General features: G+C 62.9%; 25 protein-coding genes and 1 pseudogene. 20 read left to right on the plus strand and 6 right to left on the minus strand.

Annotated elements, in window-relative coordinates; translation table 11 throughout:
- From ACK4FZ_RS15185 to ACK4FZ_RS15200, 4 genes are read left to right on the plus strand one after another with little or no spacing between them, the layout of a single operon-like run.
- Positions 1 to 108 carry a GpE family phage tail protein gene (locus tag ACK4FZ_RS15185; RefSeq protein WP_017509019.1) on the plus strand — a complete coding sequence of 36 codons (108 nt, stop codon included), beginning with the start codon at positions 1 to 3 and terminating at the stop codon, positions 106 to 108.
- Positions 105 to 2,831 carry a phage tail tape measure protein gene (locus ACK4FZ_RS15190; protein ID WP_409822252.1) on the plus strand — a complete coding sequence of 909 codons (2,727 nt, stop codon included), beginning with the start codon at positions 105 to 107 and terminating at the stop codon, positions 2,829 to 2,831. The genes ACK4FZ_RS15185 and ACK4FZ_RS15190 overlap by 4 nt, the downstream gene beginning before the upstream one ends.
- 11 nt (positions 2,832 to 2,842) lie before the next feature.
- Entirely contained in the window at positions 2,843 to 3,274 is a 432-nt protein-coding gene (locus ACK4FZ_RS15195; RefSeq protein ID WP_409822254.1) for a phage tail protein, read from the plus strand.
- Positions 3,271 to 4,452 (plus strand): phage late control D family protein, encoded by a 1,182-nt coding sequence (locus ACK4FZ_RS15200; protein WP_409822256.1) that lies wholly within the window; start codon positions 3,271 to 3,273, stop codon positions 4,450 to 4,452. Before ACK4FZ_RS15195 ends, ACK4FZ_RS15200 begins: the two co-directional genes overlap by 4 nt.
- 42 nt (positions 4,453 to 4,494) lie before the next feature.
- On the opposite strand, the gene ACK4FZ_RS15205 is transcribed toward ACK4FZ_RS15200, so the two are convergent.
- The 3 genes from ACK4FZ_RS15205 to ACK4FZ_RS15215 all read right to left on the minus strand — a co-directional run bounded on the left by ACK4FZ_RS15205 (position 4,495) and on the right by ACK4FZ_RS15215 (position 6,497).
- Positions 4,495 to 4,788, minus strand: coding sequence for a hypothetical protein (locus ACK4FZ_RS15205; RefSeq protein WP_409822258.1), 294 nt, complete (start codon positions 4,786 to 4,788; stop codon positions 4,495 to 4,497).
- A gap of 38 nt (positions 4,789 to 4,826) precedes the next feature.
- Positions 4,827 to 6,032, minus strand: coding sequence for a BRCT domain-containing protein (locus tag ACK4FZ_RS15210; RefSeq protein WP_409822260.1), 1,206 nt, complete (start codon positions 6,030 to 6,032; stop codon positions 4,827 to 4,829).
- 156 nt (positions 6,033 to 6,188) lie between these two features.
- Complete coding sequence (locus ACK4FZ_RS15215) at positions 6,189 to 6,497, minus strand: helix-turn-helix domain-containing protein (RefSeq protein WP_409822262.1); 309 nt, start codon at positions 6,495 to 6,497, stop codon at positions 6,189 to 6,191.
- 126 nt (positions 6,498 to 6,623) lie between these two features.
- Between ACK4FZ_RS15215 and ACK4FZ_RS15220 the strand changes: the two genes are divergently transcribed.
- From ACK4FZ_RS15220 to ACK4FZ_RS15280, 13 genes are all read left to right on the plus strand, one after another.
- Positions 6,624 to 6,839, plus strand: coding sequence for a hypothetical protein (locus tag ACK4FZ_RS15220; protein WP_409822264.1), 216 nt, complete (start codon positions 6,624 to 6,626; stop codon positions 6,837 to 6,839).
- Between the two features lie 93 nt (positions 6,840 to 6,932).
- The gene (locus tag ACK4FZ_RS15225) at positions 6,933 to 7,382 is read left to right on the plus strand and encodes a YmfL family putative regulatory protein (RefSeq protein WP_409822266.1); all 450 of its coding nucleotides are present in this window, start codon (positions 6,933 to 6,935) and stop codon (positions 7,380 to 7,382) included.
- A 2-nt stretch (positions 7,383 to 7,384) separates the two neighbouring features.
- A complete protein-coding gene (locus tag ACK4FZ_RS15230) occupies positions 7,385 to 7,627 on the plus strand; it encodes an ogr/Delta-like zinc finger family protein (protein ID WP_409822268.1) in 243 nt (80 codons plus the stop codon).
- Positions 7,628 to 7,725: 98 nt separating this feature from the next.
- Positions 7,726 to 7,869 (plus strand): hypothetical protein, encoded by a 144-nt coding sequence (locus ACK4FZ_RS15235; protein WP_409822270.1) that lies wholly within the window; start codon positions 7,726 to 7,728, stop codon positions 7,867 to 7,869.
- A gap of 8 nt (positions 7,870 to 7,877) precedes the next feature.
- Entirely contained in the window at positions 7,878 to 8,246 is a 369-nt protein-coding gene (locus tag ACK4FZ_RS15240; protein WP_409822272.1) for a hypothetical protein, read from the plus strand.
- Positions 8,247 to 8,256: 10 nt separating this feature from the next.
- Positions 8,257 to 8,673, plus strand: coding sequence for a hypothetical protein (locus ACK4FZ_RS15245; protein ID WP_409822273.1), 417 nt, complete (start codon positions 8,257 to 8,259; stop codon positions 8,671 to 8,673).
- Complete coding sequence (locus ACK4FZ_RS15250; RefSeq protein ID WP_409822275.1) at positions 8,670 to 9,044, plus strand: hypothetical protein; 375 nt, start codon at positions 8,670 to 8,672, stop codon at positions 9,042 to 9,044. The genes ACK4FZ_RS15245 and ACK4FZ_RS15250 overlap by 4 nt, the downstream gene beginning before the upstream one ends.
- A gap of 2 nt (positions 9,045 to 9,046) precedes the next feature.
- Entirely contained in the window at positions 9,047 to 11,308 is a 2,262-nt protein-coding gene (locus tag ACK4FZ_RS15255) for a replication endonuclease (RefSeq protein WP_409822277.1), read from the plus strand.
- Positions 11,309 to 11,313: 5 nt separating this feature from the next.
- Positions 11,314 to 11,658: a hypothetical protein gene (locus ACK4FZ_RS15260; RefSeq protein ID WP_409822279.1), complete on the plus strand. Its 345-nt coding sequence runs from the start codon at positions 11,314 to 11,316 to the stop codon at positions 11,656 to 11,658.
- Between the two features lie 9 nt (positions 11,659 to 11,667).
- Positions 11,668 to 11,922 (plus strand): H-NS family nucleoid-associated regulatory protein, encoded by a 255-nt coding sequence (locus ACK4FZ_RS15265; RefSeq protein ID WP_409822281.1) that lies wholly within the window; start codon positions 11,668 to 11,670, stop codon positions 11,920 to 11,922.
- Entirely contained in the window at positions 11,922 to 12,101 is a 180-nt protein-coding gene (locus ACK4FZ_RS15270; protein WP_409822284.1) for a hypothetical protein, read from the plus strand. The genes ACK4FZ_RS15265 and ACK4FZ_RS15270 overlap by 1 nt, the downstream gene beginning before the upstream one ends.
- Positions 12,095 to 12,571: a hypothetical protein gene (locus ACK4FZ_RS15275; RefSeq protein ID WP_409822285.1), complete on the plus strand. Its 477-nt coding sequence runs from the start codon at positions 12,095 to 12,097 to the stop codon at positions 12,569 to 12,571. The genes ACK4FZ_RS15270 and ACK4FZ_RS15275 overlap by 7 nt, the downstream gene beginning before the upstream one ends.
- Positions 12,571 to 12,858: a helix-turn-helix transcriptional regulator gene (locus ACK4FZ_RS15280; RefSeq protein WP_409822287.1), complete on the plus strand. Its 288-nt coding sequence runs from the start codon at positions 12,571 to 12,573 to the stop codon at positions 12,856 to 12,858. The genes ACK4FZ_RS15275 and ACK4FZ_RS15280 overlap by 1 nt, the downstream gene beginning before the upstream one ends.
- On the opposite strand, the gene ACK4FZ_RS15285 is transcribed toward ACK4FZ_RS15280, so the two are convergent.
- On the minus strand, positions 12,809 to 14,110 hold the full coding sequence (locus ACK4FZ_RS15285; protein WP_409822289.1) for a tyrosine-type recombinase/integrase: 1,302 nt from the start codon (positions 14,108 to 14,110) through the stop codon (positions 12,809 to 12,811). The two genes, ACK4FZ_RS15280 and ACK4FZ_RS15285, sit on opposite strands and share 50 nt — an antisense overlap.
- A 208-nt stretch (positions 14,111 to 14,318) precedes the next feature.
- Here ACK4FZ_RS15285 and mutS point away from each other — a divergent pair, with 208 nt between their 5' ends.
- Positions 14,319 to 16,859: a DNA mismatch repair protein MutS gene (gene mutS / locus ACK4FZ_RS15290; RefSeq protein WP_409822291.1), complete on the plus strand. Its 2,541-nt coding sequence runs from the start codon at positions 14,319 to 14,321 to the stop codon at positions 16,857 to 16,859.
- Positions 16,860 to 16,931: 72 nt separating this feature from the next.
- Positions 16,932 to 17,357 (plus strand): hypothetical protein, encoded by a 426-nt coding sequence (locus tag ACK4FZ_RS15295; RefSeq protein ID WP_409822293.1) that lies wholly within the window; start codon positions 16,932 to 16,934, stop codon positions 17,355 to 17,357.
- A gap of 44 nt (positions 17,358 to 17,401) precedes the next feature.
- Here ACK4FZ_RS15295 and aceK read toward each other — a convergent pair whose 3' ends face one another.
- Together aceK and ACK4FZ_RS15305 are read right to left on the minus strand one after the other, a co-directional pair.
- A complete protein-coding gene (gene aceK, locus ACK4FZ_RS15300; protein ID WP_409822295.1) occupies positions 17,402 to 19,165 on the minus strand; it encodes a bifunctional isocitrate dehydrogenase kinase/phosphatase in 1,764 nt (587 codons plus the stop codon).
- 246 nt (positions 19,166 to 19,411) lie between these two features.
- Positions 19,412 to 19,936 (minus strand): annotated as a pseudogene (locus tag ACK4FZ_RS15305) (pseudouridine synthase); the annotation flags it as partial.
- Between the two features lie 396 nt (positions 19,937 to 20,332).
- Here ACK4FZ_RS15305 and ACK4FZ_RS15310 point away from each other — a divergent pair.
- Positions 20,333 to 22,570: an NADP-dependent isocitrate dehydrogenase gene (locus tag ACK4FZ_RS15310; RefSeq protein ID WP_409822296.1), complete on the plus strand. Its 2,238-nt coding sequence runs from the start codon at positions 20,333 to 20,335 to the stop codon at positions 22,568 to 22,570.
- The last annotated feature ends 133 nt before the right edge of the window (positions 22,571 to 22,703 follow it).

Consider the following 22,703-nt stretch of genomic DNA (forward strand, 5'->3'; position numbering starts at 1 on the left):
GTGGCCGTTATCTTTCACTGGCCACCGTCGGCTTTTGACGACATGAGCCTGGCCGAGCTGATGGCCTGGCGCGAAGAAGCCCGCATTCGATCTGGTGCCGAAGAATGAGCGACATCCGCAACCTGAAACTGCAAGTGGTGCTGGCTGCCGTAGACAAAATGACCGGCCCGCTCAAGACAGCCTTGAGCGGGTCGAAAGCATTAAGCGGCCAGCTGAAAGCCACCCGCCAGCAGCTGGCCGGCCTGCGCGATAGCCAGCGCAGTATTGAAACCCTCACCCGCCTGCGCGAGCAGGCTGCGCAATCGACGCAGGCCTTGCACCAGTCGCGCCAAGCCATCGACCAGCACCGCCGCGCCCTGGAGCTGACAAAGACCGAGCAGACCGACGTGGCTGCACGCCTGAAAGTGGCGCAGAAGCACTACGACAGCCTGAACGACGCGCTGATCAAGTTCCCGCAGCTGGCGGGCAACTATACTGGCGCAATTGCAAAGGCCCGCTACGAGCTGGAAGCCCTGCAAAAGCAGCACACCACCAACAAAAACGCCATTCGCCGCGCAGACGATGCTATACGCAGCGAAACCAAGCGCCTGCAAGAAAACACTACCCGACGCAGCCAACTGGCAGAGCAGCTGCGCAAAACCACCAGCAGCCTGCGCGACGCCGGCATCAAAACCTACAAGCTGGGCGAACACCAGGCCGAGCTGGCCAGCAAGATGGGCGAGGTCAACCGCAAGCTGGCCGAGCAAGAAGCACGCTTGGCCAAGGTCAACAAGCTGCAGGCCAAGCAGCGCGCCATCCGCGCCAAGTACGAAGGCGCGCTACAAACCCGCGACCGGCTGGCCGGTGCCGGCGCCAGCAGCATGGCAGCCGGGTCTGCCGTGGGCCTGCCGGTGCTGTCGATGGTGAAGGATTTCAGCGCATACGAAGACGCCATGCTGGGTATTGCCCGACAGGTAGAGGGCGCCCGCGACGCGGGCGGCAAGCTGACGCCCACTTACTACGAAATGGGCGCGGCCATCCGCGCTATGTCGCAGCAAATCCCGATGGCTACCACCGAACTGGCCGCGCTGGTGGAAGGTGGCGCCCGCATGGGCATCAAGGGCAAGGCCGAGCTGCTGGCATTCGCCCGCACCGCCGCGCTGGCCAGCACCGCGTTTGACCTGCCCGCCGACCAGATCAGCGAAGACCTGGGCAAGATTGCCAACACCTACAAAATCCCGATCAAGAACATTGCCGAGCTGGGCGACACCATCAACTGGCTGGACGATAACGCGCAGAGCAAGGGCGCCGACATTATCGAGGTAATGCAGCGCATTGCCGGCAGCACCGGCAGCATGAGCTACAAAGAAGCCGCCGCGCTGGGTAGCACCTTCCTGAGCCTGGGCGCGTCGTCCGAAGTGGCCGCCACCGCTACCAAGGCCATGGTGCGCGAGCTGGCCATCGCCGAAAAGCAGCCAAAGCGGTTCCAGGCCGGGCTGCAGGCGCTGGGCCTGAACGCCAAAAAGGTGCAGGCCGACATGGCCAAAGACAGCACCGGCACCATCCTGCGGGTAATGGAGGCGGTGAAGAAGCTACCGGCCACCCAGCGCATGGGCGTGGTGGTAGACCTGTTCGGCAAAGAGTACGGCGACGACGCGGCCAAGCTGGCCGACAACCTAGGCGAGTACCGCAAGCAGCTGGCGCTGGTAAACGAGCAAAAAGCCAAAGGCAGCATGCAGCGCGAGGGCGACGCCAAGAACGACACGCTTTCTGCCAAGTACCAGATAGCGCAAAACACCCTGTTCAACGCCAAGGCCGCGCTGGGTGAAAGCCTGCGCGCCCCTGCCATCGAGGCAATGACCGCCATCAGCGGCGTGCTGAAAAGCATCAGTGCATGGACGGCAGCGAATCCGCAGCTGGCCGCCACGCTGATGAAGGCGGCAGCTGCGGCAGCCATCATCACAACCGTGCTGGGCGGCATGCTGCTGGCCGTGGCCGGCATCATCGGGCCGTTTATCGCAGCCCGCTTTGCTGTGTCCATGGCGCTGGCTTACTTCACCAGCGGCATCGGCATCATGGGGCGCCTGGGCATGGCGGTGGGCATGGTTGGCCGCACGGTGGCATTTGTTGGCCGTTTGATGCTGCTGAACCCTATCGGCCTGGCTGTCACCGTCATTGCCGGCGCCGCGTACCTGCTATGGCAGAACTGGGCCACCATCGGGCCGAAGTTCGCCGCCCTGTGGCAATACATCAAAACCAGTGCCGCCAGCTTATTGGGCTGGTTCCAGGGGCTGCCGGCGGCGTTTGTCGCCTTTGGCGGCCACATGATGGACGGCCTTGTGCGCGGCATTACCGGCGGGCTGGCCAACGTCAAGGCCGCCATCACGGGGGCCGGTGAAAGCACTATCAGCTGGTTCAAAGAGAAGCTGGGCATCCACAGTCCCAGCCGGGTGTTTGCCCAGCTGGGCGGCTGGACCATGGAAGGCTTGGGCATTGGTTTGGACAAAGGCGCCGGCCAGCCGCTGGCCAGCATCACGCAGCTGGCCGGAAAGCTCACCGAGCGCGCCAAGGCAGCCATGCCGGCTAGCCTGGGCCGCCTCACCGCCAGCACCGCGCTGGCTGGTGGTATGGCCCTGCAGCCCGCCGCCGCCGTGCCCATCGACAACCGCCCGCCGGTAGCCGTACAGCGCCAGGCCGCCGCGCCTGCCGCCGCCCCCGTCTACCACATCCAGATTCACGCCGCGCCCGGCATGAACGAAGAACAACTGGCGCGCATGGTGGCGGCAGAGCTGGACCGCCGCGAGCGCGAAGCCAACGCCCGCCGCCGCAGCCGCCTGGGGGATAGTGACTAATGGATATGCCAATGCTCACCCTGGGCATGTTTGTGTTCACCCTGGACACCCTGCCCTATCAACAACTACAGCGCGACATGGGCTGGAGGCTGGCCAGCAACCCCCGCGTGGGGCGCCGTGCGGCCTACCAATACATGGGGCCGGACGAAGAGACCATCACGCTATCCGGCGTACTGCTGCCCGAGCTGACCGGCGGCGACATGAGCCTGGCCATGGTCAACCTGATGGCCGAACAGGGCAAAGCCTGGCCGCTGATCGAGGGCACCGGCATGGTGTATGGCTGGTACGCCATCGAGAAGCTAAGTGAAGGCCGCACCGAGTTTTTCAGCGACGGCAAGGCGCGCCGCATCGACTTCACGCTCACGCTGAAACGGGTAGACGACGACAGCATGGTGGACACCATCGGCGCCATTACCCGCAGCATCATGGAGTTGGTGCTATGAACCTGAGCAACTTTGACGACGCGCTGGCCAGCGCCCGCCAGCTGCTGGGCGATGCGGCCAACCTGGACGGCCTGGGCGGCAGCAAGGCCATGTTGCGCCCGGCGTGGCAGATCAGCGTCGATGGCCGCAACATCACCGCCCTGTCACCGCGCATGATCAGCCTGACGCTAACAGACAACCGCGGCTTTGAAGCCGACCAGCTGGACCTGGTACTAGACGATGCCGACGGCAAGCTGGACATACCGCCACGCGGCGCCCGGCTGACCTGCGCCATCGGCTGGCACGGCCAGCAGCTGGTGGACAAGGGCAGCTACGTGGTGGACGAGGTAGAACACAGCGGCAGCCCGGATACCCTCACCATCCGCGCCCGCGCCACCGACCTGCGCGCCGGTATCGCCGCCAAGAAAGAGCGCAGCTGGCACCGGACCACCATCGGCCAGCTGGTGGCCACCATCGCCAAGGAAAACAACCTCACCCCGGCGGTGCCCGCCTGGCTGGCCAAGCGTCCTGTCACCCATCTGGACCAGACCAGCGAAAGCGATATCAACCTGCTAACGCGGCTGGCCGAGCAGCACGACGCCGTGGCCACGGTGAAGGCGGGCCGGCTGATTTTCTGCAAAGCAGGCGACGCCGAAAGCGTCACCGGCAAGGCGTTCCCCGAATGCGTCATCACCCGCGCCACGGGCGACCAGCACCGCTTTGCCGCCGCCGACCGCAACGCCTACACCGCCGTGAAAGCCTACTGGCACAACCTGGACGCGGCGCAAAAGGGCGAAGTGCTGGTAGACGCCAACACCCGCTTTGAACGCAAGGCCACGGTCACGAAACGGGGCCGCCAGACCAAGCGCAAAAAGCTGACCGCCACCCAGCAAAAGGCCATCGAGCCGAGCGCGGCCAACATCAAGGTGCTGCGCCACGTGTACGCCAGCGAAGCCACCGCCCTGCAAGGGGCAAAAGCGGCATGGGAGAAAATCCAGCGCGGCGTGGCGGAATTCAGCATCACATTGGCCGTAGGCCGCCCGGAGCTGTTCCCCGAGCTGCCCGCCAGCGTGCAAGGCTTCAAGCCGCTGATAGACGCCTGCGCCTGGACGCTAACCAAGGTCACGCACAGCATCAGCAACAGCGGCTACACCACCGCGCTGGAGCTGGAAATGCGGCTGGAAGACCTGCAGGAATGACAAAGCCCCTCACGCGAGGGGCTTTTTTCATGGTGGGCCAGATCAGGCCAGGTAGGGGTAACCCAGCAGCTGGCCAACCTGCTGCCGTACTGCCGGGCTGGCCAGGCGGAAGGCCAGCGCCAGGTGCTGTTCGGCTTCGCTCAATACCGGATACAGCGGCGCGTCAAGGTCGCCCGGTTCCTCATCGCCTTCGAATACCAGGAACAGTTCGGCGCCGTCCTGTTCCACCCGCAGCAGCCGGCGGCCAGCCATGCCGCCGTAGGCCAGCACGTCGCGTTCAAAGGGGATGCCGCGCCGGCTGTCTTCCAGCCGCTTGATCAGTGCCGATACGTGCATGGTTTGCTCCTGTGAAGTAAAGGGCGAGGTTGGCCGCACTACCCCGCCACGATAAGCGCCTCAAACTCACCACCTGTTAGCACTACCACCAGCTGCTGCTGTGCCTGCGCCAGCTTGCTGGCACCGGCACGCGGGCCAGCTACTAGGCAGTCTAGGTTTTGAGTAACGCTCTTGCGTACCGTCATGCCCGCGTCAATCGCCATCAGCTCAAGGCGCGCGCGTTCTGCTGCTGCAAAGCCGGTAATCAGAACTTCTTTGCCACCCATTGGGTGTGCTGGCGTGGTGCTGGTATCTGGCACCACAGGCGCAGGGGAATGCAGCAAACCGGCAGCCCATGCAAAGGCGTCGCCCACCTCGCCGCTATCCTCCGAGGTCACATCACCAATAACGCGATCAAGGCGGAAGGTACGGGTAGCGTTACGCATCAGGCAGCGGCCCTGGAAATACTCGCCATCCAGCTGGTGAACCACCACGCGGCGCTGTGTTAGCTCACCACCCGATGCCACGTAGGCAAAGCGTATGGTGTCCAGCCTGCCTTTGCGGCTGGTGCGTGGGGTAGCCGGTGGCTTGCGGCGGCGTGGCTTGGGCTGGTCCAGATCGGCCAACAATGGCGCCAGCGGTTGCCAGTCGGCCATGTCGGCTTCGGCTTTACCAAGCGCCACCGCTTCGGCCAGGTCGAATACGTCGAACGCCTCATCCAGTGTGATTTCACCATCCGCCAGCACCACGTCGATGTAATCCGCCAAGCGCCCGGCCAAGCCAGTGCAGGCCACACCCGGGTTGGTATCCAGCCACAGCTTGAGATCATGGATTTCTTCTTCATCCAGCGAGCCATCCGCCGTCATGTCCTGGCACATCCGGCGCAAGGTATCGAGGCTGCCAGTTTCGACCGGCGGCGCTGCTGGCACTACTACGGCAAGGGTTCGCCGCTGTGCTGCCATGTCTGCCGCCTTGCTATGCGCGGGGGTTGCTTGCTGGCCGGTGGGCTTGGGCGCCAGCAGCGGTGCGGCTGCTTTGGGCGCACTGGCAACTGAGATGTTGCGCTGTTTGCCAAAGAACGTAAGGCCGAGCCTGATATTGTCCTTGCCGCCGATTGCCAGCAGTAGCGCCACCCCAGCAGGAACATAGCTATGCCATGTCGTAGGCGGCAGCAGCAGTAGCCCCACTACCAGAGAAAACCAGAAACCGTGTACCAGCCCCATTAGCTGTTGTAGCCAGCGTGGCTGGTGCTCACGCTGATGCACCTGGACTGCGATAGACCACGCAAGCCACCAGGCTAGGCCATAGCCACCCAAAAAGACTAGATAGTCCATTGTCAAACTCCATTGGCATTGCGCATGGGCGCAAAAAAACGCCATGACGTGCATGGCGGTGATGGCGGCTCATTGCAGAAGTGGCAATTAGCCGTTGTTGTAAGTCTGCACCACGGCCTGCACCACCGCCTTGCCGCGTTCATCCATGCGATTGAAGCCCTCTAGCAACAGTGTTTCCGCGTTAGACAGCGTGGCGTTGTTACGAGCACCAGTCACGACGTAAAGCACATCAACGCCAGCTGCATAAAGGTTTGCAAGGCAATCAGCATCGGGGTAACGAATGCCCTTTTCATAGTTGGCATATGTCCCGTAGGCCACCGAGCCGAGTTTCCCCATTTCTGATTGGGTCAAATTCAGCCGCCGCCGTTCTTCATGAAGACGCTCACCAATCGACACGTTTTGATACCTCAGCAAAGTTAATCCTCACGAATTGATTGACTTTCCATTAAATCGTGAGGAAAATACAACTCAGCAGCACATATGTGCAGCACATCCAAGAAAATTCTACCACGGAGAGTTGCTATGCAAGACGAATGCAAGCAGGCGTCCAGCAAGGTTGGCCGCAAAAAAGCCCCTACCGGTGTGGACAAGCGCCCCATCAATGCGCGCCTGATGCCTGAAGAGCGTATGCAGCTTGAGCAATTCGCAGCAGCAGCAGGCATGACTGCCGGCTCGATGATGCGCCAGATTTATTTGCTGGGCGTGCCGCACTACCAGTCTGCCCACACAAACGCCTAATTCACGATAGGCGATACCCACAAACGTGGGTACCACCGGATAGCAATAAACCCCCGTGGCATGACGCCACGGTGCAGCAGAAAGGCCCGCAGCATGAACCGCATCCGTACCGCCCTGCAGAAAATGTGCCGCGCCCTACCAGGCGGCTGGGCCACCATGGCCGCCGCGCTGGGCATGTCGGTAGACGGCCTGGAAAACCGCATCTACGAGCGCAAGGGCCAAGAACCCAGCATTGACCTGGCCATGCAGATGCAGAAAGCCAGCGGCCTGACGGCCTTTGCCGAAGCGGTAGCAGCAGAAAGCGGCGGCGTGTTTGTGCCGGTGGACGGCGACGACATGGAAAACAGCGAAGACCTGATGGCGCTGTACATGAAGCTGGCCGCCGACGTGGGCCGCCTGGCACAAGAGTGGCAAGCCGCCACGGCCGACGGTGAAATCTGCAAGCGCGAGGCGGTGGAGCTGGACAACATCCGCCAGGAAATCTGCCGCACCGCCACCCGTTTTAACGCCCTGTCTTTGCGTCTGTTCCGCCGGGAGCAATAACCATGGCTTTTACCTGCCCGCACTGCAACAGCATCGCTTTTACCCGGTCTAGCCGGCAAGCCACCGCCACGCTGCGCGAGGCATACCTGCAGTGCAGCAACCTGTACTGCGGCCATACATTCAAGACGCTGACAGAGATTGTGGCCACGCTGTCGCCCAGCGCCACGCCTAACCCCAAGGTGTTTATCCGCCTGGGGGGCAAGGCGGCGATGGAAGTCGCCAAAGACCAGCTGCCGCTGATCTAGCCACACCCCTACCCCGATTTACTGCCTGACAGCCCGTTTTCACGGTCTGCGGGGATTGCTTTGCCTTTTTTTCGCCACAGGAGGCCGACATGCAGCAGATGAACCGCGTTCCCCGCTTCGGCGGGCTGATGTGCCTGACACCCCGCCCGCCGCGCCAGCTGTGCACCCGTACCGTGGTGCTGGCCTACGTGCTGGGCTTCGCCACCCTCCTGCTGCTGCAGGCCCACTACCCCGTTGCATAGGTGCTGCCATGAGCTACGAAACCTTCAAGAAAACCGCCGCCGCGCTGGGCCTGGATAACACGCCAGGCCGCCACACCGTACCGCTGGAAACCGTAGACCAGCTGCAGCGCAAGCTGCTGACCCTGCCGCAGCTGGAAGCCGTGCGCCAGCTGCAGGACGGTATGCAGGCCATTGCCGACCTGCAAGCCAGCATCAACCAGCTGATTGCACTGCAGCGCCTGCCGCTGGCGGCCATCAGCCTGCCGCAGCTGGGCCTGGTACAGCACCAGCTGCAGGGCGTGCTGTTTGAGCACAGCTTGGCCGCCAGCAAGCTGGCCAAGGGTGGCCAGCCAGTAGCCAGCACCGACAACGTGCTGCCGTTCACCCGCGCAGCGTAAGGGGCAGGCCGTGAACCGCGAACAGTTCAAGATCCTGCACCGGCTGATGCGCAAGGCGCTGAAAACCTACAACGCCAAAGGCCACCCGCTGAACGACGACGCCACCGATGCCGTATTCATAGAACTGGTTTTCATGGCAGACCGCTGCCACGGCCTGGCTACCGGCCATCTGCTGATGGACATGGCCAACACCCGCAACCTGGGCAACCCGCAACGGGAATACATCTGGAAAGACTTGGGCCGCAAGTGGGCATTCAGGAATCCAGCAAGCCGCGCTAACTATTTCCGCAGCATCCAACCGCAGCACCAGCATGGCCAGTGGGTGGGCTTGATGGGCGATAAGTACCTGCCCTGCGCGAGTTTTTCGCGTTCTGACCTGATCGTTTATCACCAAGCACTGCAGAACCACGAAAGGAACTGGACATGAACCGCGAACAGTTCAAAAACCTGCACCGCGTGCTGCGCAAGCTGCTGCAGGGCAATGGAAAAATTGACGAATCCTTTGGCAGACGCTGGGGTAGGAATGCGGGCATAGAAGAAGCCCACTCGGAGCTGATGGGCATGGTGCAAAGCGCACATGGTTACTTTGGCGTCAAGGCGTTGATAGGTTCGGTATCGGAGCAAACCTGGTACAACTGGACAGATTTCAATCGCGGCCTTCGGTTTGAAGCCCGCCGCGCAGACATGGTTCGCCGCTTCAAAGCCCGCCACCCGCGCCGCTACATCAGTGTCGACTTTCTAGACCTTCCGCTAGACACCGACGCCACCATGGCCGCCACCACCGGGCCGGCGCTGTAACCATGGAAGACGTGAGCATCATCCCGCAACCCGACGAGCTGGCCGCCTTTGGCCAGTTCCCGCCGTTCCTGGCGCGTGCTGTGCGCCGGGAATGGCTGCGCCGCCGCAACCACGCGGCGCCGGGTGTGTGTGGTGATACTGACGCCGGCAACTGGCTGGCATCGCTGGCCGACCGCATGCCGGCCAAGGCGCTGGCGCTGAGTGCCAGCGACGACGAGCTGCGCGACTTTGCCGAGCAGGCCGCCATCGAGGGCGACCGCCTGCGCATCAACGGCGCCAGCCTGGAAGAACTGGCCGATTTTTGCCACCAGCGCGGCGTGGGCCTGCCGGCAGGCGATAGCGAAGACAGCATCGCCCGCCGCGTGGGCTGCCCGATCTGGTGGCGCCGCAACCTGCGCAAGCAGGCTGCCCGCCGTACCGAAATGCTGGCCATCCGCCTGGGCCTGGTGCATAAGCGCGCCGGCCTGTACGCCAGCCACGACACCATCCACCGCCGCAAGGCGCAAAAGCGCCGCAATGCCGGCCTGCTGGAAGCCATGCAGGCGGTAAACGAGCTGGGCGATACCTTCACCCTCGCCGAGCTGGCCGAGAAAAGCACCGCCAACCCGGCACTGCGCCGCGCCGAGCTGATGACGCGCATTGCCGGTTTTGAGTACATCGCCCGTGGCCTGGACATGGCCGGCGAGTTCATCACCATTACCGCCCCTAGCCGCTTTCACCCGGTACACGCCAAGGGTGGCCGCCGCAACGACAAGTACGACGGCAGCACCCCGCTGGACGCCCGCGACTACCTGGGCGAGGTGTGGTCACGCATTACATCCGCGCTGGCGCGAGCCGGTATCAAGATTTTCGGGTTTCGTGTGGCCGAGCCGCACCACGACGGCACGCCGCACTTTCACGGCCTGTTCTTTATGCACCGCGCCCACGTGGCCACGTTCCGCCGCATCGTGGCGCGCCATGCCGTGCGCGAGTGCCGCGACGAGCTGGGCTTGACCTACTGCGTTACGAAGAAAGCCGCCCGCGACAAGGCCAGAGCCATGCAGGCCGCTGGCCACCCCGGCAGCATCCGCAGCATTGCCGAGCGCCTGCGTGTAGAGGCTGACTTTTGGGCGAAACCGCCGCGCCGCGTGTGGTGGGCAATACGCGCCCGCGTGTTCTTCAAGGCCATCAACTGGCAGCTGGGTAGTGCTGCTGGCTACATCGCCAAGTACGTGGCCAAGAACATCGACGGCCAAAAGCAGGACGGCAGCAGCGTGGGCCTGGACTTTGAAGCCGCGCAAGGCGAGGTGGACGTGATTGTTACCGCCCAGCGTGTAGACGCCTGGGCCGCGTGCTGGGGTATCCGTCAGTTTCAGCAGGTAGGTGGCCCGCCGGTGGGTGTGTGGCGCGAGCTGCGCCGCTGGGACTACACCGGCGCCGAAGACGTGCTGCAGCTGGCTGCCGTGGCAGCTGATGCGGGCAATTGGGGCCGCTTCATGGAAGTGATGGGCGGCTACGAAGCCAAGCGCAAGGACATGCCGCTGCAGCTGGCCAAAGACATGGCCGGGCCAAACCGCTACGGCGAGCAGAAAGAGCTGCCGAGCGTGGTGTTTGGCGTGGTGGAGGTGGCATCCGGTGTTGTGGCAAAGAGCCGCATTCACGAATGGACGATTTCAAACGGGCGCGCAGCGACCGCTTGGACTCGTGTCAATAACTCTACGAAACCGATCAATGAGCGCGAAATCGTCATCGATACCGCCCAGCTAGACCAGGTTCACCCCGAAGAATGGGTGTCTTTCAAGCTGTCGATCGAGGAAATGGAGCGTTACGAGCGCATCAAGCCGGTAGACGCCCCTTTCCTGCCACCTGAACAGATGGCCATCCAGCAGCGGGCCCGCCGCAATGCATTGGCGCAGTACGAAGAACAGCGCGCCCAGCTGCGCGAGTTCAGCCACCTGGTGGACGAATGGGTGGGCGGCCACATGGCCAAGGCCGTAGCACGCCGCGACATGGACAGCCGCCAGATAGTTGGCCGCGACCTCTACAAGCGCGTGGCCGCACAGCCAGGCCGTGGCCTGGAAATCATCGCCAACGCCCGCGTGATCTACGAGAACGACCTTGCCCGCCGCGAACGCGAAGCCCTGCAGCCGAAGGGCCGCTGGGTGGCCGAGAACGGCAACAGCAACCCGATTACCGTCCAGCTGGCACAGGCCACCGCCGCTGCCCGCCGCTGGGTAGCCAATACCAACCCGGACGCCGCTGGCGTCCTGACCCTGGGGAGATAAGCACCATGACGCTGTACCACCGCACCGTACAACGCGCCGCGCAACAGCTGGCCACCACCATAGCAAGGGCAACCGAGGCTGCACCCGCTATGGAACTGGCCGACACGCTGGCAGAGCGCCTGCGCGGCCTGGCTTTTCAGGTATCGGCAGAGGCCGACAGCAACACGCAGCCTTTCCTGCGCATGGGCATCCCCATTGAAACGCTGGGGCATACCGACGCGGAGGCAATGATCGACATGGCCAGCATCCGCCTGGGCATGCCTATCGACTTTGAAACCCAGCGCGGCTTTGTGGTGCGCTGTGGTGGCGCCATGCCGCAGGGCATGCCGCTGGTACTGACTGAAATCTGAGGGGTAACCATGACGCACGGACAAACCGAGCTGAATTTCACCATGCCTGGCCAAGCAGCTGCCCACCTGGTTGATGCAGGCATGCGGCGCAGGATCCTGGCAGATGCACCAGGCCGCACCAGCACCAAGTTCTACATCGCGCAACAGCGCGGCCACCTCATGACATGGCGAGGCCACGGGCAAATGCCGGCATGGGTGGCTAAGTGGCTGGCCGATGGTGGCTTATTGGCCGAGTTGGAAATCACGATCAAGAGGGATGCGTAATGCAAAACACCTATCTGGCCTACGGCGAGTGCCACCAGGTCATGCCGCGTGAGCAAGTACCAGGTGCGAAGTGGTGCGCCACGATGGACCGCCCGGCGGCGGCGTGTGGCTGCCCGGACTGCGGCAGCAGCCTGGTGGATGTGAAGAACTGGAAAGACGAGGAGAAAACGACATGCTGAACCAAGAAACCATCATCAAGCTGGCCGAGCAGCACGGCTTCAAGGTTGGCCGCGACGCTGGCGGCGAATACGTAGCGCCGAAGTACGAAGACGCGGTAGGCAGCCTGGTGGCGCTGGTGCAAGCCGCATATGCGCTGGGACAGGAAACGAAACAGGCCGAGCCGTCGCAATGGCGGAATGAAGTCAAACAGCTGGTAAGCAAATACTGGGATATTGCATATCAGGAAGGTAAATCCGGTGAGAACTTAGCAGATCAGGCCAATGACATTTTGTGCCAGCTTGACACACTACTAGCACAGCAGCCAGCCGGGGCCGTGCCGGGTGCAATCGAGCTGCTGCGCGAAATGGAGTGGGAAAACAACCGCTTTGCCGACGCATGCCCTGTATGCGCATCCAACCGTAAACAAGGCCACGCTGCTGACTGCAAGCTGGCAGCAGTACTCGCCGCCGCGCAGAAAGGCGGTGCGTGATGGCATCCACCATCAACCTGCGCCCGATCTACATCGACCTGCCGACAGTGGCCGCCATGGTGGCGCTGTCGGTCACTACGGTGCAAACCCTGGTGCGCAAGGGCGAGTTCCCGAAGCCGCGCCAGCTGTCCGGCGGGCGCGTCGGCTGGCTGGTGCGTGAGGTGGAAGCCTGGGCGGAAGCCCGCCCGGTGTCGGAGCTGCCACCGCCGCCGAATACCGGCGCCAAAAAGCCACGTGCTAGTGCTGGCCTGCCGCGAGGGCTTCAAGATGATCAGACAGCCGCTTAAGCCATTCCACCCGTTCGGCGTCGTATGTGTGCTGGTTGTAGACGCCAAGCACACCGGGCAGCATGTGGCCAAGGATAGTTTCGCCCACTGCATCGGGGCAGCCCAGCGCGGCCAGCAGCGTGCGGGCCGTGCGCCGCAGATCATGCGGCGACCAGTGCGTAACCGGCAGCCGGGCACGCGGGTTCACACTGCGCGTCTGGCTGTAGGGCTGGTGGTACCACACTGCCACGCCGATGGCTTTTTGCTGAACGTGGGTCTGGTTACCCTTCGGCACGCGAGCCGGAAACAGGTAGCCATCGCCGTGGCGTTCCATCCGGCGCCGCACGATGGCCAGGGCACGGCCAAACAGTGGCGTGCGCTGGTCTTTGGCCGCTGAGTGTCGGGCATTTTTCGTTTTCGCCTTCGGCAATATCCACCACCACACATCCCCCTCGCGCACGATTTCGCGCCCTTCCATCGCCATGATTTCCGCCCCACGCGCCCCCGTCCACAGGTAGAGCGTTAAGGCATCCTCCACCAGCTGCGTGAAGTTCGGCAGCCACCGTATCAGCTGGCCAACCTCATCAGGCGACAGCACCCGCTTGGTAGTACCCATGCGTTCGCCCGCGATAATCTTGCCCTTCGACTTGATGCGCGCCCGCAAGATCAGTCGCCACCAGTTCGGCACGGTTTCAGGCAGCCGGCCTGAGTCGATGGCATAATCCCACGCCGCGCCGAGTTCGGCTTTTAAGCGGCCAGCCTGCACCGGGGCGGTTTCCATGTACTGCTGTATCAGGTCAAACGCCTGGCTGCGCGTCACGCTGACTGCCGGCAGCTTGCCGAAGTCGCCCAGCATGGTGTCGATCATCCGCAGTACTTCGGTAACGCCCTTTTTGACGCGGGCGTGCCGCACGTAGCCGGACCAGTAGTCCATACACAGGTCATGCACCGTATACGCCAGCCGGTCCTGTTCGGCTTTGGCGTCGGCCAGTGCCAGCTGCTGTTCGTGTTTCTGCTGCCGCAGCTGCAGTACCGGGTCCACGCCGCTGGCGCGCAGGTCGCGCAGCCCTTCCCACTCCACCACGGCAGCGTGCAGCGACATGGCCGGCCACTGGCCGAGCTTGATCTGTCGCAGCTTGCCATCCACCGGGCTGCGGTAACGGTATGTCCAGGTGCGGCAATCGGTGTAGGCTTCAAGGCGAAGGCCAGGATAATCGGGGCTGGTTAGGTATTTGCCAGGTTCCAGCAGCTTGGCGGCGCGGGCATCAAACATGGGCGTTCGGTATAGGTTTTAGTCTTTCAAGCATCGCAGTATAGGTTGGCCGTTTTTTAATGGCAAAAACCTACACCAAAAACCCAAGTGCGCCCGCGTGCCGTTGAGTGTATTCACCAGGACAAAAACCAGCGCGGCCAAGATCAATACCGCTGAAAGCCTTGCCATATAAGGCTTGCAGCAAGAAAAACAGATAGTTAGCGAAGCAATGAGCACACAACATACCCCGATGATGCAGCAATATCTTGCCCTCAAACGAGAGCACGCCGACAAGCTGCTGTTTTACCGCATGGGTGACTTCTACGAGCTGTTCTACGACGACGCCGAAAAAGCCGCCCGCCTGCTGGACATTACGCTGACGGCGCGTGGCGCCAGCGGCGGCCAGCCGATCAAGATGGCCGGCATTCCCTACCACGCCGCAGAAGGCTACCTGGCACGGCTGGTGAAAATGGGCGAATCGGTAGCCATCGCCGAACAGATCGGCGACCCTGCCACCAGCAAAGGCCCGGTAGAACGCAAAGTGGTGCGCATCGTCACCCCCGGCACGCTGACCGACGCAGCCCTGCTGGACGACAAGCGCGACAACCTGGTGCTGGCCATCAACCTGCACAAAGGCACGCTGGGCCTGGCCTGGCTGTCGCTGGCCAGCGGCGAATTCAAGGTCATGCAAACCGGCGTAGAAGAGCTGCACAGCGAGCTGGAGCGGCTGAAACCGGCCGAGCTGCTGCTGCCGGACGACACCGGCCTGGCGGTGTTCGACAGCCTGGGCATGCCAAAGAAAAAACTGCCGCCGTGGCAGTTCGATACCGAATCGTCCACCCTGGCGCTAACCCGCCACTTCGGCACCCGCGACCTGGCCGGCTTTGGCGCCGACACGCTGCCGGTGGCGGTTGGCGCCGCCGGCGCGCTGCTGGAATACGTCAAATCTACCCAGGGCGTGAACCCGGCACACATTGCGCAACTGGCGGTAGAAGCGCCGGGCGAGCTGATCCGCATGGACGCCGCCACCCGCCGCAACCTGGAGCTGACCGAAACCATCCGCGGTGAAGCCTCGCCCACGCTGGCCTCGCTGCTGGACACCTGCGCCACCAGCATGGGCAGCCGCATGCTGCGCCACTGGCTGCACCACCCTATCCGCCGCCACGACAAGCTGCTGCGCCGCCAGCAGGCGGTACGGGCGCTGCTGAACGCGCATCAGGACATCCACACCCAGCTGCGCGAAGTGGCCGACATCGAGCGCATTACCGCCCGCGTGGCGCTACGCACCGCCCGCCCGCGCGACCTGGCCGCACTGCGTGACTCGCTGCGCGCGCTGGCCGGCGTCAAGGCCATCGCCGCCACGCTGGACGCGCCGCTGCTGGCCGAACTGGTACAGCTGCTGCCGGCCGACTCGCCGGTAGAAAGCCTGCTGGCCACCGCCATCCTGCCGGAACCGGCCACCTTCCTGCGCGACGGTGGCGTGATCAACCACGGTTACCACGCCGACCTGGACGAACTGCGCGCCATCCAGACCGACTGCGGCGACTTCCTGCTGGCGCTGGAAGCGCGCGAAAAGGAACGCACCGGCATCAGTACGCTGAAGGTGGAATTCAACCGCGTGCACGGCTTCTACATCGAAGTATCGAAAGCGCAAGCAGACAAGGTGCCGGACGACTACCGCCGCCGCCAGACGCTGAAAAACGCCGAGCGCTACATCACGCCGGAGCTGAAAACCTTCGAGGACAAAGCGCTGTCGGCGCAGGACAAATCGCTAGCGCTGGAAAAGCAGCTGTACGAGGCGGTGCTGGACCAGCTGGCGCCGTACATTGCCGAGCTGAAACTGATCGCCCAGGCGGTAGCCGGCCTGGACGTGCTGGCCGCCTTTGCCGAGCGCGCGCAAACCAACCACTACGTGCAGCCGACGTTCGTGCCCGACACCCGGCTGGAAATCATCGGCGGCCGCCACCCGGTGGTAGAGGCCGAGGTGGAACGCTTCATCGCCAACGACACCCGCTTGGCCGCAGAGCGCAAGCTGTTGCTGATTACCGGCCCGAACATGGGCGGTAAATCCACCTATATGCGGCAGAACGCACTGATCACCCTGCTAGCGCACATCGGCAGCTTTGTGCCGGCCGAGCAGGCAACGCTGGGCCAGATCGACCGCATTTTCACCCGTATCGGCGCCAGCGACGACCTGGCCGGCGGCCGTTCGACCTTCATGGTGGAAATGACCGAAACCGCCAACATCCTGAACAACGCCACCGACAAATCGCTGGTGCTGATGGACGAGGTTGGCCGCGGCACCTCCACCTTCGACGGCCTGGCGCTGGCGTGGGCCATTGCGCGTGCGCTGATCGAGAAAAACCGCGCCTACACGCTGTTTGCCACCCACTACTTCGAACTGACCAGCCTCGCCAGCGAGTACAACAGCGTGGCCAACGTGCACCTGTCGGCAGTGGAACACAAGGACCGCATCGTGTTCCTGCACCACGTGGAAGACGGCCCCGCCAGCCAGAGCTACGGCCTGGCGGTGGCGCAGCTGGCCGGCGTACCACCGAAGGTCATCCGCGAGGCGCGCCGTTACCTGACCGAGCTGGAAAACGAATCCGCAGCCCGCGCGCAGCCCGACCTGTTCAGCACCCCGGTGGTGATCCAGCACGAGCCGGAACCGCACCCGGCGGTGGAACTGCTGGCCGACACCGACGTGGACGAACTGACCCCGCGCCAGGCACTGGAGCTGCTGTATACGCTGAAAAAAATGGCGAAATAAATTCAGGTAATCTGCACAGTGTTTCCTACAATGGAGTTAATACCCACTACCGGAAAAGGAGATAGTCGCACCATGTATGCAGAAGGTACTGCCGTTTCGTCTGCCCTGGCCCGTCTGTTTGGTTCTGCCAACGGTGGCGAAGCCCTGCCGCTCTCGGGCATCCGCGAGCGCGCCAGCAAGGAATTATCGCAATTTGCAAGGATAGTGCGTGCCGATCTGGCACCGCTTGGTATCGCCATTCCGCCCGCCATCAGCTTTGTCAGCTGCAAGCAGTGTGCGCTGACGCTGGAAAACGAGCACCCGCAGCGCGATGCCATTCTGAGCTGGCTAGAGGGTAATGACCGAATTGCCAAATACTTCAAGGAGGTCGAAATCCTGTTTGAAGTGGTCCGCGCGACCGAACACGCCGGGGAGCTGTTTCCGGAAGAAAACTGCTTCCACATCGGTTTGACCAGCGCCGGCCCGATTGCCTACTTCGACAGCCACCGCTGCGACTAGGCCGTTACCGCAAACACACAAGGGAGGCCGACGGCCTCCCTTTTTCATGTCTGCCTGGCACGCGGGTAACGCTGGCAAAAGCGCATTTCCACCGGATAGGGGTAGAAGTCCTCGATGATGCCGTCGCGGATACGCTGCTGGCGCTGCTGCCAGAAGCTAACGTCCAGCAGGTCGCGGTGGTAGTGCAGGAAAGTGCGGCGGATGGCCGGGTCGCCCAGCAAAAAGGTAGCAAACTCTTCCGGAAACACATCACCACGCGCCACCGGGTACCACACCTCGCCGGACAGCTCCATTTCGGGGTTCGGCGCCGGCGGAATGCGTCGGAAATTGCAATCGGTCATGTATTCAATTTCGTCATAATCGTAAAAGATCACACGACCGTAGCGGGTAACACCGAAGTTTTTGAACAACATGTCACCTGGGAAGATATTGGCGGTGGCCAGGTCCTTGATGGCGTCGCCGTACTCGCGCACCACGCGCTCTTTTTCGGCCGCATCGCACTGCATCAGGTACAGGTTCAGCGGCTTCATGCGCCGCTCGATGTACAGGTGGCGAATCACCACCGTGTCTTCCCCCTCCTCCAGCGATAGCGCTGCCTGCTGCCGCAGCTCGTCCAGCAAGGCCGGCGTGAAGCGCGCCTTGGGAAACGCCACGTTGGAGAACTCCAGCGTGTCTGCCATGCGGCCAACCCGGTCGTGCCGCTTCACCAGCTGGTACTTGCGCTTCACCGTGTCGCGGTCCATGTCCTTGGGGCCGCCGAATACGTCCTTGATCAGCTTGAACACGTACGGGTAGGACGGCAGCGTGAACACCAACATCACCAGGCCACGAATGCCGGGCGCCACGGTGAACGGGTCGCGCGAGTGCTGCAGGTGCTGCATGAAGTCGCGGTAGAAGGTGTTCTTGCCCTGCTTCTGCAGCCCCAGCATGGTGTACAGCTCGGCCTTGGTCTTGGTGGGCAGCATGCTGCGCAAAAACTGCACATAAGCCGACGGCACGTCCATATCCACCAGAAAGTAGGCGCGGCTGAACGAAAACAGCACGCCGATGCGCCACGCCTCCAGCAACACGGTATCCAGGTACAGCCGGCCGTCGGCGTCGTGCAGTACCGGTACCGCAAACGGGTACACCTGGGCGCCATTGATCACCTTGCCGAAAATGTAGGCGCTCTTGTTGCGGTAAAACGCGCTGGACAATACCTGGATCTGGTAGCTGGCTTCGGCCTGCGGCCAACGTGCGGCAAAGTGTTCGTGCACGGCGCGGATCACCCGCGCCAGATCGCGCCCCAGGTGGGCAAACGGCCGCTGCCAGCAAAAATCGGCCACGATGCGGCGCAGTACATGGCGCAGGCCGCTGCTGCCAGGGTAGTAGCTGCGGTAGGACGGCGGGTCGGATTCGATGTACTCGGTGGAGATGGCCGGGCGGATGAAGATGAAATCGTTATTGAAGTAGTCGCGGTGCAGGATGCGGGTGAACACCGAATTGAAGAAGGTTTCCGCCAGCTCGGGCTGCTTGTGGTTGGTGAGCAGGCCGATGTAGTACAGCTTGGCCTGCTGCCAGATTTCGTCGTCCAGCAGCGCGGCGTGCAGTTCGGTATTGAGCTGGACCACGGTTTCGCTGACGCGTTCGTCGTAGTACTGGATGCGTTCGCGCACCAGCTGCTGCACGCCCTGCCAGTCGGCCTGTTCGAACAGCGCCTTGGCACGGCGGCTGGTGGCCTGGAACAGCCGGTAGTGGCGGTCAAAACCGGCCACCAGCGCCAGCGCGATGTCGCGGGCCACCGGGTTGTACGATTCGGGTATCTGCATGCGGCCCCCTGTCGGCAATGGCAAACGGGCAATGACCGGCCAGCGGGCGCATCCTCCATCTTGTGCAACGCGGTGCCGCTAACCCTTTTTGGCAAAGCGGAAGCGCGGCATCTGGCGCGACGGTTGCGGCGTAGCGGCCGGTTCGGCGCTGCGCTGACGCGGGCCGGGCGCACGCGGCTTGGGCTTGGCCAAGTCTTTAGCATGCAGCGTGCGTGGCAGGTCGGCAAGCGCCACGTCCAGCTCGCGCCACTCCCCTGGCTGCAAGCCGTCCAGCTGCCACGGGCCGACAGCAGCACGCACCAGACGCAGCGTTGGCAAACCCACCTTGGCCGTCATGCGGCGTACCTGGCGGTTCTTGCCTTCGCTGATGATGATTTCCAGCCAGCAATCCGGCACCGTCTTGCGAAAACGCACCGGCGGCTTGCGCTCCCACAGCTGGGGCGCCTCCGGCAACACACGCGCTTGCGCCGGCTGGGTCACGAAGTCGCCCAGGTCTACGCCATCGCGCAGCGCCTGCAGCTGGGCCTCGGTGGCGCGGCCTTCCACTTGCACCCAGTAGGTTTTCGGCTGTTTCCAGCGCGGGTCGCTGATGCGGTGCTGCAGCTCACCATCGCCCGTCAGCAACAGCAGGCCCTCACTGTCGGTGTCCAGCCGGCCGGCCGGGTACACGCCGGGGATGGCCAGATGGTCTTTCAGGGTGGGGTGCAGTTCGTGCTGCGAAAACTGGCAGATCACGCCGTAAGGCTTGTTGAACAGGATGAGACGGGGCATGGCAGGCCGATTCGGACAATAACAATGGGCGCGATGATAACAAGCAGGGGGCACGCCGGCCACGCTAGTTGGCCGCATGCCACACTGCCGCCACCTAAAGCGATAGCCAGACTGGCCAAAGGCGCAGCCCGCCATTCAGATTCGAACAGTTGTTTACATTCTGCGCCGCAGCAAAGTTCGGATACGCTACAATCAAGCGCTGCATAGAGAGGTATAATTCATTTTTGAAAAGTCAACCGAAAGCCTGCCTGCCATGGCGGTGCCTGCCGGGCCACTGGCGGCCCCCCGCCGCGCCCGCTTTCAGTTTGCCTTTCCGTGTACGGCCGCGTGCCGCCCCACCCCCTGGCGGCGTGCGTATCAGTTCTGGCGTCCAACAATAATCATGGAGATAGAGTAATGCCTTCGGAAAAGCCGACCATCATCTACACCCTGACCGATGAAGCTCCCGCGCTGGCTACCAGTGCCTTCCTGCCCATCATCCGTACCTTTACCGACGCCGCCGGCGTGAACGTGGAAACCGCCGACATCTCGGTTGCCGCCCGCGTTCTGGCCGAGTTCCCCGACTTCCTGCGCGACGAGCAGAAAGTCCCGGACACCCTGAGCGAGCTGGGCAAACTGACCCAGAACCCGGACACCAACATCATCAAGCTGCCGAACATCAGCGCCTCCGTGGCCCAACTGATGGCCTGCATCAAGGAACTGCAGTCCAAGGGTTACGCCGTACCCGACTATCCGGAAAACCCGACTAACGACGAAGAGAAAGCCATCAAGGCCCGCTACGCCAAATGTCTGGGCTCCGCCGTAAACCCGGTGTTGCGCGAAGGCAACTCCGACCGCCGCGCCCCGCTGGCGGTGAAAAACTACGCCAAGAAGCACCCGCACAGCATGGGCGAATGGAAACAAGCGTCGCAGACCCACGTTTCCCACATGCACCACGGTGACTTCTACCACGGCGAAAAGTCCATGACCCTGGACCGCGCCCGTGACGTGAAAATGGAGCTGGTGACCAAGGCCGGCGAAACCATCGTGCTGAAGCCGAAAGTGGCGCTGCAGGACGGCGAGATCATCGACTCCATGTTCATGAGCAAGAAAGCGCTGTGCGAATTCTACGAGCGCGAGATGGAAGACTGCCGCGAAGCCGGCATCCTGTTCTCGCTGCACGTGAAAGCCACCATGATGAAGGTGTCGCACCCCATCGTGTTCGGCCACTGCGTGAAGATCTACTACAAGGACGCATTCGAGAAGCACGGCAAGCTGTTTGACGAACTGGGCATCAACGTCAACAACGGCATGGCCACGCTGTACGAAAAAATCGAAACCCTGCCGGCCTCCAAGCGCGAAGAAATCATCCGCGACCTGCACGCCTGCCAGGAACACCGTCCGCGTCTGGCCATGGTGGACTCCGCCAAGGGCATTACCAACTTCCACTCGCCGAACGACGTGATCGTCGATGCCTCCATGCCGGCGATGATCCGCAACGGCGGCAAGATGTGGGGTGCCGACGGCAAGCCGGCCGACTGCAAGGCCGTAATGCCGGAATCCACCTTTGCCCGCATTTACCAGGAGATGATCAACTTCTGCAAATGGCACGGCAACTTCGACCCGCGCACCATGGGCACCGTGCCCAACGTGGGCCTGATGGCGCAGAAAGCCGAAGAGTACGGTTCGCACGACAAGACCTTCGAAATCCCGGCTGATGGCCAAGCCAATATCGTTGACCTGGCTACCGGCGAAGTGCTGCTGAGCCAGAACGTGGAAGCCGGCGATATCTGGCGCATGTGCCAGGTGAAAGACGCGCCGATCCGCGACTGGGTAAAACTAGCCGTCACCCGTGCCCGCAACTCCGGCATGCCGGCCGTGTTCTGGCTGGACCCGTACCGTCCGCACGAAAACGAGCTGATCAAGAAGGTGAAAACCTACCTGCAGGACTACGACACCAGCGGTCTGGACATCCACATCATGTCGCAGGTTCGTGCCATGCGTTACACGCTGGAACGCGTTGCTCGCGGCCTGGACACCATCTCGGTTACCGGCAACATCCTGCGCGACTACCTGACCGACCTGTTCCCGATCATGGAACTGGGCACCAGTGCCAAAATGCTGTCCATCGTGCCGCTGATGGCCGGTGGCGGCATGTACGAGACCGGCGCCGGCGGTTCGGCCCCGAAACACGTGCAACAGCTGCTGGAAGAAAACCACCTGCGCTGGGACAGCCTGGGCGAGTTCCTGGCACTGGCGGTGAGCCTGGAAGAGCTGGGCATCAAGACCGGCAACACCAAGGCCAAGATCCTGGCCAAGACGCTGGACGAAGCCACCGGCAAGCTGCTGGACAACGACAAATCGCCGTCGCGCCGCACCGGCGAGCTGGACAACCGTGGCAGCCAGTACTACCTGGCCACCTACTGGGCGCAAGCACTGGCCGAGCAGAACGACGACGCCGAGCTGAAGGCCCACTTCGCGCCGGTTGCTGCACAGCTGGCCGGCCAGGAACAGCAGATCATCGCCGAGCTGAAAGCGGTACAAGGCAAGCCGGCCGACATCGGCGGCTACTACCTGCCGGATGCGGAAAAAACCCGCGCCGTAATGTGCCCGAGCGCCACGCTGAACAAGATCCTGGCTGACGCACTGGCCTGATCCTGCCCCGCGCTACCCCACGCCCCTGCCGCAGACGCCGCAGGGGCGTTTTTATTGCCGGGCTGGCAATCGGCCGCAGTGTGCACAATAACTAGCAAAGCAGACCGTTGCGGCCAACGTCGCCGCCTGCGCC

This window comes from Vogesella sp., from assembly GCF_046297735.1.
GTDB classification, from domain to species: Bacteria; Pseudomonadota; Gammaproteobacteria; order Burkholderiales; family Chromobacteriaceae; genus Vogesella; species Vogesella urethralis.